Here is an 11,443-nt window from a genome sequence, read left to right as displayed (position 1 = left end):
GTCGGCACGCCTGTCACTCACCCACCCGGGCGCGGGCTCGCGGTGGGGAGGATTGGAAGGACATACCTATGAGCTATGCAACGCAGCCTGAAGCCAGCCATTTTGTTGATGGCGCCTATCTTGAAGACACCGCCGGGGAGCAGATCCCGGTGATCTACCCTGCCACGGGCGCGCAAATCGCGCTGGTCCACGCCGCGACGCCCGCGGTGATCGAGGCGGCCATCGAATCCGGCCTGCGCGCGCAGAGGCAGTGGGCCGCGATGATGGGCGTGGAGCGCGGACGTGTGCTGCGCCGCGCGGCGGACATCCTGCGTGAGCGCAACCGTGATCTGTCGGTTCTTGAAACGTGGGACACGGGCAAGCCCTTGCAGGAAACCTTGGTGGCCGATGCGACCTCGGCCGCTGACGCGTTGGAGTATTTTGGCGGCCTGGCTGGGAGCCTGACCGGCGAGCATGTGCCGCTGGGCGCCGACTGGGGATACACGGTGCGCGAGCCGCTGGGGCTCTGCGTGGGCATCGGCGCCTGGAACTATCCGACGCAGATTGCCTGCTGGAAGGGCGCTCCGGCGCTGGCGTGCGGCAACGCGATGATCTTCAAACCGTCAGAAACCACGCCGCTCTGCGCGCTGAAAGTAGCAGAGATCCTGATCGAGGCAGGCGCGCCCAAAGGGCTGTTCAACGTCGTGCAGGGGGCCGGTGCCGTTGGCGGCGCGCTCGTGACTGACCCGCGTGTCGACAAGGTGTCCCTGACAGGCTCCGTTCCGACCGGTCGTAAAGTCTACGCTGCTGCGGCAGCGGAGATGAAGCATGTGACCATGGAGCTGGGCGGGAAAAGCCCGCTGATCGTCTTCGAGGACTCGGATATCGACAACGCTGTCGGCGGGGCGATCAACGGCAACTTTTACTCCACAGGTCAGGTCTGCTCCAACGGGACTCGTGTCTTCGTGCATGAGAGCATCAAGGCGGCCTTCCTCGACAGGCTTGCCGAACGGCTCAAGGGCGTGGTCATGGGCGATCCGATGGATGAGGCCGTGAACATCGGTCCGATGGTGTCCGAGCGTCAGCGCGAGATCGTCATGGGCTTTATCGCCAAGGGCGTCGAAGAGGGAGCGCGTCTGGTGGCTGGCGGCACCGCGCCGCAGCGGGATGGCTTCTTTGTCGACCCGACCGTCTTTGCCGATGTAACGGACGAGATGACCATCGCCCGCGAAGAGATCTTCGGGCCGGTCATGTCGGTCCTGAGCTTTTCCGATGAGGCAGAGGTCATCGCCCGGGCGAACGCCACGGATTATGGCCTCTCTGCCGGTGTCTTCACGCGCGATCTGACCCGCGCCCACAGGGTGATCGGCAACCTGCGTGCAGGCAGCTGCTTCATCAACAGCTACAACGATGCACCGGTCGAACTGCCCTTCGGCGGGGTGAAGGCCTCTGGCGTTGGCCGCGAGAACTCGAAGGCAGCGATCGAGCACTATAGCCAACTCAAGAGCGTCTACGTGCGCATGGGTGACGTGGAAGCTCCCTTCTGAGAAGGCGGCGCACAGCTCTGCCGGTTGCAGTGGATATTTGATCAGAGAAGAAACTGGCACGCAGCCCTGGTTTCTTCTCTGCTGCAAATATCCCCGCCGGAGGCATCCACGGTTTCAGACGGGACACACGGAATGAAAAAAGCGGACTACATCGTCGTGGGCGCAGGCAGCGCGGGCTGTGCCATGGCCTACAGGCTGGCCGAGGCTGGCAAGTCGGTCATCGTGGTCGAGCATGGCGGCTCCGATTGGGGGCCGTTCATCAACATGCCCGGCGCGCTGTCTTATCCGATGAGCATGAAGCAGTACGATTGGGGCTACCAATCCGAGCCGGAGCCGCACCTGGGTGGGCGGCGTCTTGCCTGTCCGCGTGGCAAGGTGCTCGGCGGATCGTCTTCGATCAACGGCATGATTTACGTACGCGGGCATGCTCGTGATTTCGATCATTGGCGCGATCAGGGCGCGGATGGTTGGGGCTTCGCCGATGTGCTGCCTTACTACAAGCGGCTTGAGAACTGGCACGATGGCGGGCATGGTGGTGATCCGGCTTGGCGCGGGAGCGATGGTCCCCTGCACGTAACGCGCGGACCGCGGGATAATCCGCTTGTGAAGGCTTTTGTCGAGGCAGGTCTGCAGGCGGGGTATCCGGCGACCGGCGATTACAACGGCCAGCAGCAGGAGGGTTTTGGGCCCTTCGACATGACCGTCTGGAAAGGTGAGCGCTGGTCGGCGGCCAAGGCCTATCTGCGGCCGGCACGAAAACTGGGGGCCGAGGTGGTGCGCGGGCTCGCGCAGCGGGTGGTCTTCAAGGGCGGGCGCGCCGTCGGTGTCGAGATCGAGCGCCACGGCAAACGGGAGGTGATCGAGGCGGGCAAGGAGGTGATCCTCTGCGCGGGCGCGATCAATTCTCCGCAGCTCCTGCTCTTGTCCGGTGTGGGGCCGGCGTCGGAACTCGCCCCCATGGGCATCGACGTGGTCGCGGACCGCGCCGGTGTGGGCAAGAACCTGCAGGATCACCTGGAGCTTTATATACAGATGGCCGCCTCGCAGCCGGTGAGCCTGTTCAAGTACTGGAACCTTCTGGGCAAGGCCTATGTCGGCGCGCGCTGGCTGTTGCTGCGGGATGGACCCGGTGCGTCGAACCAGTTTGAAAGCAGCGCCTTCATCCGTTCTCGGGCCGGTGTGGACTATCCCGATATTCAGTATCATTTCCTGCCGCTTGCGGTGCGGTATGACGGCTCTGTCGCCGCCGAAGGCCACGGGTTTCAAGCCCATGTCGGTCCGATGCGCTCTCCCGCGCGCGGCGAGATTACTTTGAAGTCCGCGCAGGCCAAAGACGCACCGCGCATCTTTTTCAACTATATGAGTCACGAGCAGGACTGGATTGATTTCCGCCGCTGCATTCGCCTCACGCGCGAGATTTTTGCGCAGGAGGCCTTTGCGCCTTACCGGCGTCACGAAATCCAGCCGGGTGCGGCCGCGCGGACGGACGACGAACTCGATGACTTCATTCGTGAGGAAGTGGAGAGCGCCTACCATCCCTGCGGCACCTGTCGGATGGGGCGGCAGGATGATCCGAAGGCAGTGGTTAATTCTGTGGGCGAGGTGATCGGCACCCGGGGTCTGCGTGTGGCGGACAGCTCGATTTTCCCGCGCATTACCAACGGCAATCTCAATGCGCCGTCCATCATGGTCGGCGAAAAGGTCTCGGATCATGTTTTGGGGCGGCGATTGCCTGCGGACAACAGCGCGCCGTGGATCAATCCGGCGTGGGAGAGCCGCCAGCGATAGGGCGCGCGCGTTAACCTCGGTAAACGGATCCGCTTGATTTCAGGCGACCGGGTGCCGATGTTAACGGTATGTTAAGACTTTGTTCACTTTTGATCCTGCTGCTCGCCAGCGCACCCGCGTTTGCCTCGGTCGGAGATGTCATTGCCGGTCCCATGCAGGTGATCGACGGCGATACGGTCCGGATCGGCGATCAGCGTATTCGTCTGCATGGCATTGACGCGCCGGAGCGTGATCAGATGTGTGGCGGTGCGGGCGTGCCGATGTGGGCCTGCGGCGAATGGATCAGCGGCGAGGTCAAGGCGCGCTATGACGGGCGCATGGCCCGATGCGACTGGCTCGATACGGATCGTTATGGCAGGGCGGTGGCGCGCTGCCGTGTGGGCGGAGAGGACATTGGCGCGGCGCTGGTGCGCAGCGGTCTGGCCTTTGCCTATGACAGGTATTCGCTGGATTACGTCGACGAAGAGCACACGGCGGCGGAGGCCGGTCGCGGGCTGCATGCGGTTGGCGTCCAATCTCCCTCGGCTTTTCGCAAGGCCTCTCGCCATGCTGCGGCCCTGTGGAATGCGCGCGGCGGCCCGGAGGGCTGCGCGATCAAAGGAAATATTTCCCAGAGCAGTGGCGCGCGCATTTTCCACGTTCCGGGGCAGGTGCATTACGATGCGACGCGGATTTCAGAGGCGCGCGGGGAACGCTGGTTCTGTGATGCGGCAGAGGCGGTAGCCGCTGGTTGGCGTGCGGCGCGGCGCTAATTCCGCCAAAAAATCCGGCGGGTTGATCAGGGTCAAGGTGACGGGGCCGCGATGCGGTCACACTCCTTTCGAACAGTCACGAAAAGGAGGCGCAAAATGTCCCATACCCCACACGAGCTGTCCGAGGAGTTCCCGGACAAGGCAGACCAGTTGAGCGCGCTCAAGCAGTCCGACGCGCATTTCGCCAAGCTGGCCGATGAGTATCACGACATCAACCGCCGTGTTCATCGGGCTGAAACAAACGTGGAGCCGATGGAGCAACTCGCAGAGGAAGCCCTGCGCAAGCAGCGGGCCGCTCTGAAGGATGAGATTTACGGCATTCTCAACCGCGCGTGATCCGTGCGCGCCGATGAGAAACAGCCCTCGCCGGGATCGGCGGGGGCGTCTTTGTTCAGGGGCCTTTGAACTGCGCGTCGATCTTGTCGGTGATGGTGCGGGACAGGGGGCGGGCGGTGCTGCCCCATGTGCCTGCGACACTACGATCCGCACCGATCAGCACCTTGTTGAAATTCCATGACGGCTCCCAGCCAGCGGTCTCCTTCAGCCAAAGGTAAAACGCATGCGCCTGCGGTCCGCGTACGTGGGTGATGTCGGTCATGGGCAGGGTCAGCCCGAAGTTCACCGCGCAAAAATCTTTGACCTGATCGCCGGTGGCAAGCTCCTGATTGAAATCGTCAGACGGCACGGCGAGGACAATCAGGCCGCGATCCTTGTATCGGTCATAGAGTTCCTGAAGGCCGGTATATTGCGGCGTGAAGCCACAGCGCGAGGCGGTGTTGACCACCAGAACCGGCTGTCCTTTCCATTGATCGAGGCTGATCGTGCCGCCGTCGATGTTGGCGAAGGTGAAGCTCTGCGCGGCAAGCGCGGGCAGGGCGAAGAGGGTGAAGATCAGGGCGAGGATGGGTCTCATGTCGGCACCTTTCCGGAAGGATCTGATTAAGATACGCTTCGAGTCGGAAAACAGTTTCAAGTTTTCGTGTTTCGGTTTTGGGCGAGCATGCGAAAGGGTCGGTCATGGCAGGCGGATGGAGCCGCGACGGGGCGGAAAACGAACAGATGGAGGCCACGATCCAGGAGGAGCTGGAGCGCATGAAACTGCGCCGGGGGCCGGTTGGGGAGAGTTTGGCGCAATGCGCCGAATGCGGCGAGGAGATCCCGGAGGCGCGGCGGGTGGCTTTGCCGGGGGTCAAATTATGCGTGGAGTGCGCAAGCGAGCGGGACGGGGCCTTGAAGGCCCGGTCGGGGATCAACCGACGGGGATCGAAGGACAGTCAGTTGAAGTGAGGGCGGGCGGCGGCTCAGCCGTCTCCGCTGCCATCGCACTTGGGACATTTCGTCTTCTTGTTCCCGTCGCAGACATGGCAGGTCTTGTAGCCACCGCTGCCATTGCCAATCTGGCCGAGCCCACCGCATTTGGGGCAGGAAATCTTGCCCGAACCACTACACTTGTCGCAATCTGCCATCGTTCAAATCCTATGATCCATTCAATCAATGATTGAATGATAGCATGGATTGCTCGTTTCGGGAAAAGCAAAACGCGGGTCAGTGCCGCGCCTGCATATCTGCGTGCATCTGTTTGATCATGCGGCTTGCTGTCGACTCGAACAACGGGGGCACCACAGCATGGACCAACGCGGCCCCACCTGCTGCAAAGAGCAATATGGCAAAGCGTCCGGCAAAGGCGGCGTGCTGGAGGTAGGTTTCGTTCACGCTTGCCGGGTGGTCCACAAACGCGCGGATAAACCCAGGGACGGGGGATGAGCTGTTGTGATCGGCTTTCATTGCGGGACCTTTGCGTTGCTCTCTCAGGCGATACTCCCATGGCTGCGGTCCAAAAAAATCTCAAAATCTCTGTAATCCGCAGAGAATTTGGGATATTTTCCACACGATGGCCGATATGTTGGATGAAATAGACCGCAAGATCCTGACGCTCTTGCAGCGCGATTGCAGCATGAGCGTCGATGCGCTGGCGGAGCGGGTCCATCTGTCGCGCAATGCCTGCTGGCGCCGGGTCAAGGCGCTTGAGGCCAGCAAGGTCATTCAACGCAGAGTGGCGATCCTCGATCCGGATGCGGTTGGGCTGGGTCTTCTGGTGATGGTGCTGGTGCGCACCAATCAACATGATTCCAATTGGTTGAAGCTGTTTCACGAGGCCGTGCGGCGCATGCCGGAGATCGTCAGCGCCCATCGCATGTCAGGCGAGCTTGATTATGTGCTGCGCGTGCGTGTGGCCAGTGTCCGCGACTACGACACGTTCTATCAACGCTTGATCGCGCGTGTGCCGGTGGCCGACATTTCGGCCAGCTTCGTGATGGAGGACATCAAGGACACGACCGAATTGCCTTTGTAGGGGCGTACAGGCGGGCAAGAGCAAAGGCTTGGGTCAGGCAGGAACGGTAAAACTACGCCCGGATCTGGGGTCGCTGCCGGCCCAGGTTCGAGGGGTATTGTTCGCGTCAAAACGAACGCAATATGCACTCCATGCCTCAAACGCGGTGTCGAAACCGATGTCGCCATATAACACGGTTTTCCATCCCTGTTCGGCGAGGGCCGCGTGCAGCCGCTTTGCGGGAACCGGGTCGTTTTCTGGTACGGGAAATGGCTTGCCCTCTCCCAATTCGCGCAGAAGTCGCAGTGGGGCGTAGCGTTCGTTATCCATTGTCAGAAAATGCTGCGGCTGCCGAAGAAGCCGCAGGAATTCATCAATGTGTGTGTCGCGCAGCCCCATGAACCGCTCCCATCCGAGGGTCAAGGTCCATGGGGCCAGCATCACCCCTCCATCGCCTCAAGCTGATCGATGAACCCTTCGATCATGCTCAGACCCTTGTCCCAGAATTTCGGGTCCGAAGCGTCGAGGCCGAACGGTTCCAGCAGGGCCTTGTGGTGCTTCGAGCCGCCCGCCTTGAGCATGTCGAAGTACTTGTCCTCGAAGCCCTCCGGGTTCTCCTGATAGGCGGCATAGAGGGCGTTCACCAGGCCGTCGCCAAAGGCATAGGCATAGACGTAGAAGGGCGAGTGGACGAAGTGCGGGATGTAGGCCCAGAAGGTCTCGTAGCCCGGCATGTATTCGAACACCGGTCCCAGCGATTCCGCCTGCACCGACATCCACAGGGCATTAATGTCATCCGGGGTCAGCTCGCCGCCGCGCCGGGCTTCGTGCAGTTTGCACTCGAAGTCGTAGAAGGCGATCTGGCGGACGACCGTGTTGATCATGTCCTCGACCTTGCCCGCCAGCAGGACCTTGCGCTCCGCATCATCCTTGGCGTTCGCCAGCATCCGCTGGAAAGTCAGCATCTCGCCAAAGACAGACGCGGTTTCCGCCAAAGTCAGCGGCGTGGAGGCCAGCATTTCGCCCTGATCGGCGGCGAGCACCTGATGCACGCCGTGGCCCAGCTCATGCGCCAGTGTCATCACGTCGCGCGGTTTGCCGAGGTAGTTGAGCATGACGTAGGGGTGCACGTTGGTGACCGTGGGGTGGGCGAACGCGCCAGGGGCCTTGCCCGGTTTCACGGCGGCGTCGATCCAACCCTTGTCAAAGAACGGCTGCGCGATTTCGCCCATGCGCGGGTCGAATTCGTTGTAGGCGTTCATGACGGTCTCACGCGCCTCGTCCCAGGCGACGGTGCGGGTGGTTTCCATCGGAAGCGGCGCGTTGCGGTCCCAGACCTGCATGGTGTCGAGGCCCAGCCACTTGGCCTTGAGCGCGTAGTAGCGGTGCGACAGGCGCGGATAGGCGTTCACCACGGCATTGCGCAGCGCTTCGACCACTTCGGGCTCGACATCGTTGGACAGATGGCGGCCTGACTGGGCCGTGGGCATCCCGCGCCAGCGGTCGAGGATTTCCTTTTCCTTGGCCTGCGTGTTGTGCACACGGGCGAAGGTGCGCACGTTGTCCTGAAACACCCGGGCGAGCTCCTGCGCGGCGGCCTCGCGTTTGCTGCGGTCGTGATCGGTCAGGTAGTTGAGCGTGGCTTCGATGTTGAGCTCTTCCCCCTCCATCTCGAAGGTCAGCCCGGCGATGGTCTCATCAAACAGCCGCTCCCATGCGTCGCCGACCACCCCGAGATCGTGCAGGAATTTTTCCAGCTCGTCGGAAAGCTGGTAGGGCTTCATCGCGCGGATGCGGTCAAAGGCGGGTTTGTAGCGGGCGAGATCGGCGTTTTCCTTGAAGAACCCGTCGAGCAGGCTGTCATCGAGGCGGTTGAGTTCCAGCGTGAAGAACACCAATGGCGTGGTGTAGATCGTGATCTTCTCCTGCATGTCCGACATGAACTTGGCGCGGCCGGAATCGGTGGTCTGCTGATAATAGCGCAGACCGGCATAGGACATGATGCGCCCGGCGATGTTTTCGATCTTCTCATGGCGGTGGACCGCCTCAAGAAAGCCGTCCGCGTCGAGTGTTTCGAGCTTGCCTTCGTAGTCCGCCGCGAAACTGGCACAGGCCTGCTCCAGCCAATCGAGATCGCGCTTCAGCTCCGGCGCGCCTTCGGAGGCGTAGAGATCCGTCAGGTCCCATTCCGGCAGGTCGCCGAGGTCCTTGCCCCCACCGCCGGCGTTGGCATCAAAGAGCGGTTTCGGGCGGGGAAAATAACTGTGCTTCATGGCGTCCTCATGTCTGCTTGGGTTCAGACATAGTCCGCCAGGAGGTCGGTTGAAACAGGGGCCATGGTGAAAATTGCTGAAGGCCGGGCCGGGAAGGGGCGGTTTTGGCCTTGAGGAACGGGGGTAACGCAGCCCTGACGGGGCTTGCCTGTCACTGGATTCCGTTGAAAATCTGAGTCATTGCACGGTAAGACCACCGCAAAAGCCGGGCGCCCGCTCTCAAAACCGGTGGGTCAGGGTAAGGTGCAGGCCAGTGTCGTCCCGCCATTGCGTCGCCGCAAGCGACAGCGTTGCGCTCTGGCTCAGGGCGTAACTGGCAGCAAGGCCATAGGCGTCGTCCGAGCCGCCATCGGTGAACTCGCCAAACAGCGACAGGGCAACTTTCTGCGCCACATCGAGCCGCGCGGCGAGCGCCAGCGCGTCGGGCAGATTCTCGGCGTCCGGATGCAACCAGGCAAGCCCGAGCGACCAGCCCTCGCGCAGATAGGCGACGCCAAGCTTGGCATTGGTGCCCTTGAAAGCGCCGGCGGTGTCCCAGACGCCTTCGATGGCTCCGGCGATCCGCCAGAGACCGCGCTGCCAACGGGCTGCCGATGTGGCGCTGAAAAAACCGCCCCGTGCCGCGTGGTGCAGCGAGACCGCCCAGCCGACTGGCCCTTGATCGTCGGTATAGGACAGCCCCCACGGCACCGCGCCCTGCCGCATGGCCGTGGTTGTGGTATAGGCGCGGGCGTATTCGGCGCGGGCATAGGCAAGATGCGGGGCATGCTCTTCGAACACGGAAGGCAGGACAAAATCGTAGGCCGGACGCACCACGCCGAGGCGCAAGCGGTCATCCCATGTGAGCGCGAGATAGGTCTCGTGCGGGCGTTTTTGCGGCAGCACATACATAAAGGCACCGATCTCCGCGCTGAGGCGCCCGCTGCGGTCAAGGGGGAGGGCGAAGGAGAAATCCAACTGGCCGATGCCGTGATCCGGGCCGTAGGAGGTGGCGCTGACGGCGATGTCGCCAGAGATCTCGGGGCGTGCGGATTGCGCAATTCCGATCGATGGCAGAAACAGGCACAGGGTGAGGATCAAGAAAATGCGCATGGGCGTGGCCTGACAGGTCAATGTGCGCCCAGTATGGCCCCGACGCGTGATCCGGCAAGGCCGGATACACCGGCCTGTGCGATTTCAGCCATATTGCGCCAACATCGCCTGCAGGTCGGACAGGCTGTTGGCCTCCTGTGGAGGTTTGTCGTGGCGCCAGCGGGACATGCGGGGAAAGCGTAGGGCAATGCCGCTTTTGTGGCGTGGGCTGGCCTGAATGCCCTCGAAGGCAATCTCGAAGACATGGTCGGGGCGCACCTGTCGGACCGGGCCGAACCGCTGCAGCGTATTCTTGCGTACCCATGCGGTGATCTGGTTGAACTCCGCGTCGGTCAGGCCGGAGTAGGCCTTGGTGAAGGGGACAAGCTCATTTCCCTTCCAGACGGCGAAGGTGAAATCGGTAAAGAGATTGGCGCGGCGGCCGTGGCCTTGCTGGGCATAGATCATCACCGCGTCGACACTCAGCGGATCGAGCTTCCATTTCCACCAATCGCCCTTCTTGCGGCCGATCTGATAGGGGCTGCTTATCCGTTTGAGCATGAGCCCCTCGGCCTTCTCGTAGCGGGCGGTGGCACGGGTTTCGGCCAGCGATTGCCAGGTGTCGAAGGCGATGACCGGAGAGGGGCGCACGGCGGCCTCGGGCGGCAGGTCCTGCAGCAGGGTGTCGAGGCGGGCGCGGCGGTCCGCCAGCGGCAGAGCGCGGATATCTTCACCGCCGTGTTCCAGCAGGTCATAGGCGAGCAGGACCACGGGCGCGTCCTCGAGCAGTTTTTTCGGTACGGTTTTTCGGCCGATCCGGGGCTGCAACGTCGAAAACCCCATGGGCGCGGTGCCATCCCAGGTCACGATCTCACCGTCGATGACCGTGCCGGGCGGCAGGAAATCGGCGGTGCGGGCAAATTCCGGGAAACGGTCGGTGATCAGCTCTTCTCCGCGGGACCAAAGATGATGCCCGCCGTCTCGCAGGATCAGCTGACCGCGAATGCCATCCCACTTCCATTCAGCCTGCCACTCCTTGGGCGCGCCAAGAGCGGCAGGGACATCGTCAAGCTGATGCGCAAGATAAAAGGGATAAGGGCGACTGGCGTCGGCCTCCGGGTCATCAGCTTCGATCAGCGCATGAAACGTGGTGCTCTGCGGGGTCCAGCCACCCATGAGCTTGAGCGCAAGCGTGGCTTCGTCTTGTCCAGTCGCACGGGCAAGCGCACGGGTCATGAGCTTCTGGCTAACGCCGATGCGAAAGCCCCCGGTGATCAGCTTGTTGAAAAGAAACCGCTGGGTTGTGTCCAGCCTGTTCCACGCGTCCAGGATACGCGGTTTCCACTCATCTTGTGGTACTTGAGAAAGGGCGCGCAGTTCATTGATCCAAAAGGACAAACCCATGTCGGTGTCCACGTCTTGGGATGGCAGGAGCAGGGCGATGGTCTCTGCCAGATCGCCAACGATGGGATAGCTCTCCTCCAACAGCCAGAGTGGTAGATCTGCCCGCTCCGCCGCCCAGGCCCGCAGTTGCGTCGTGGTGACGGCCCGTTTCGGGCGACGGCCAGAAAAGAGCGCGATGCACCACAGCTTGTCCTCATCGCGGGCGGTTCTGAAAAACTCGGCCAAAGCCGCTGTTTTCACGGTGGTTTTCGTGGTCTGGTCCAGCTTCGTAAAGAGCGCGGCAAAATCCTTCATAGC

At 62.2% G+C, this 11,443-nt stretch carries 12 protein-coding genes; 6 read left to right on the top strand and 6 right to left on the bottom strand.

Features of this window, described 5'->3' with window-relative positions:
• Positions 1-68: 68 nt before the first annotated feature.
• From betB to ACN2XU_RS05325, 4 genes are all read left to right on the top strand, one after another.
• Entirely contained in the window at positions 69-1,526 is a 1,458-nt protein-coding gene (betB, locus tag ACN2XU_RS05340) for a betaine-aldehyde dehydrogenase (protein WP_419409377.1), read from the top strand.
• A gap of 132 nt (positions 1,527-1,658) precedes the next feature.
• Complete coding sequence (gene betA, locus ACN2XU_RS05335; protein WP_419409376.1) at positions 1,659-3,314, top strand: choline dehydrogenase; 1,656 nt, start codon at positions 1,659-1,661, stop codon at positions 3,312-3,314.
• A gap of 68 nt (positions 3,315-3,382) precedes the next feature.
• Positions 3,383-4,066 (top strand): thermonuclease family protein, encoded by a 684-nt coding sequence (locus ACN2XU_RS05330; protein ID WP_419409375.1) that lies wholly within the window; start codon positions 3,383-3,385, stop codon positions 4,064-4,066.
• A gap of 96 nt (positions 4,067-4,162) precedes the next feature.
• Positions 4,163-4,402 carry an HP1242/YdcH family protein gene (locus tag ACN2XU_RS05325; protein WP_419409374.1) on the top strand — a complete coding sequence of 80 codons (240 nt, stop codon included), beginning with the start codon at positions 4,163-4,165 and terminating at the stop codon, positions 4,400-4,402.
• A gap of 55 nt (positions 4,403-4,457) precedes the next feature.
• Here ACN2XU_RS05325 and ACN2XU_RS05320 read toward each other — a convergent pair whose 3' ends face one another.
• The gene (locus ACN2XU_RS05320; protein ID WP_419409373.1) at positions 4,458-4,979 is read right to left on the bottom strand and encodes a glutathione peroxidase; all 522 of its coding nucleotides are present in this window, start codon (positions 4,977-4,979) and stop codon (positions 4,458-4,460) included.
• A gap of 104 nt (positions 4,980-5,083) precedes the next feature.
• Between ACN2XU_RS05320 and ACN2XU_RS05315 the strand changes: the two genes are divergently transcribed.
• Entirely contained in the window at positions 5,084-5,353 is a 270-nt protein-coding gene (locus ACN2XU_RS05315; RefSeq protein ID WP_419409372.1) for a DksA/TraR family C4-type zinc finger protein, read from the top strand.
• A gap of 258 nt (positions 5,354-5,611) precedes the next feature.
• Here the strand turns inward: ACN2XU_RS05315 and ACN2XU_RS05310 are convergent, their stop codons facing one another.
• Complete coding sequence (locus ACN2XU_RS05310) at positions 5,612-5,851, bottom strand: DUF6356 family protein (RefSeq protein ID WP_419409371.1); 240 nt, start codon at positions 5,849-5,851, stop codon at positions 5,612-5,614.
• 106 nt (positions 5,852-5,957) lie between these two features.
• Here ACN2XU_RS05310 and ACN2XU_RS05305 point away from each other — a divergent pair, with 106 nt between their 5' ends.
• Positions 5,958-6,419, top strand: coding sequence for an Lrp/AsnC family transcriptional regulator (locus ACN2XU_RS05305; protein WP_419409370.1), 462 nt, complete (start codon positions 5,958-5,960; stop codon positions 6,417-6,419).
• 33 nt (positions 6,420-6,452) lie between these two features.
• On the opposite strand, the gene ACN2XU_RS05300 is transcribed toward ACN2XU_RS05305, so the two are convergent.
• The 4 genes from ACN2XU_RS05300 to ACN2XU_RS05285 all read right to left on the bottom strand — a co-directional run bounded on the left by ACN2XU_RS05300 (position 6,453) and on the right by ACN2XU_RS05285 (position 11,440).
• Positions 6,453-6,797, bottom strand: coding sequence for a hypothetical protein (locus ACN2XU_RS05300; RefSeq protein WP_419409369.1), 345 nt, complete (start codon positions 6,795-6,797; stop codon positions 6,453-6,455).
• 41 nt (positions 6,798-6,838) lie between these two features.
• Complete coding sequence (locus tag ACN2XU_RS05295) at positions 6,839-8,671, bottom strand: M3 family oligoendopeptidase (protein ID WP_419409368.1); 1,833 nt, start codon at positions 8,669-8,671, stop codon at positions 6,839-6,841.
• Between the two features lie 219 nt (positions 8,672-8,890).
• On the bottom strand, positions 8,891-9,763 hold the full coding sequence (locus tag ACN2XU_RS05290; protein WP_419409367.1) for a hypothetical protein: 873 nt from the start codon (positions 9,761-9,763) through the stop codon (positions 8,891-8,893).
• Positions 9,764-9,847: 84 nt separating this feature from the next.
• Positions 9,848-11,440: an ATP-dependent DNA ligase gene (locus ACN2XU_RS05285; protein WP_419409366.1), complete on the bottom strand. Its 1,593-nt coding sequence runs from the start codon at positions 11,438-11,440 to the stop codon at positions 9,848-9,850.
• Between the last annotated feature and the right edge of the window lie 3 nt (positions 11,441-11,443).

The sequence above is a fragment of the Pacificoceanicola niger genome (assembly GCF_048553275.1).
Classification (GTDB): Bacteria; Pseudomonadota; Alphaproteobacteria; order Rhodobacterales; family Rhodobacteraceae; genus Pacificoceanicola.
Note: the sequence above shows the minus strand (reverse complement) of the source record. Positions and strands in the feature narration are given on the sequence as shown.

Coding starts and splice junctions, on each gene's coding strand:
- betB (WP_419409377.1), top strand. CDS start 69: ATGAGCTATGCAACGCAGCCTGAAGCCAGCCATTTTGTTGATGGCGCC.
- betA (WP_419409376.1), top strand. CDS start 1,659: ATGAAAAAAGCGGACTACATCGTCGTGGGCGCAGGCAGCGCGGGCTGT.
- ACN2XU_RS05330 (WP_419409375.1), top strand. CDS start 3,383: ATGTTAAGACTTTGTTCACTTTTGATCCTGCTGCTCGCCAGCGCACCC.
- ACN2XU_RS05325 (WP_419409374.1), top strand. CDS start 4,163: ATGTCCCATACCCCACACGAGCTGTCCGAGGAGTTCCCGGACAAGGCA.
- ACN2XU_RS05320 (WP_419409373.1), bottom strand. CDS start 4,979: ATGAGACCCATCCTCGCCCTGATCTTCACCCTCTTCGCCCTGCCCGCG.
- ACN2XU_RS05315 (WP_419409372.1), top strand. CDS start 5,084: ATGGCAGGCGGATGGAGCCGCGACGGGGCGGAAAACGAACAGATGGAG.
- ACN2XU_RS05310 (WP_419409371.1), bottom strand. CDS start 5,851: ATGAAAGCCGATCACAACAGCTCATCCCCCGTCCCTGGGTTTATCCGC.
- ACN2XU_RS05305 (WP_419409370.1), top strand. CDS start 5,958: ATGGCCGATATGTTGGATGAAATAGACCGCAAGATCCTGACGCTCTTG.
- ACN2XU_RS05300 (WP_419409369.1), bottom strand. CDS start 6,797: ATGGGGCTGCGCGACACACACATTGATGAATTCCTGCGGCTTCTTCGG.
- ACN2XU_RS05295 (WP_419409368.1), bottom strand. CDS start 8,671: ATGAAGCACAGTTATTTTCCCCGCCCGAAACCGCTCTTTGATGCCAAC.
- ACN2XU_RS05290 (WP_419409367.1), bottom strand. CDS start 9,763: ATGCGCATTTTCTTGATCCTCACCCTGTGCCTGTTTCTGCCATCGATC.
- ACN2XU_RS05285 (WP_419409366.1), bottom strand. CDS start 11,440: ATGAAGGATTTTGCCGCGCTCTTTACGAAGCTGGACCAGACCACGAAA.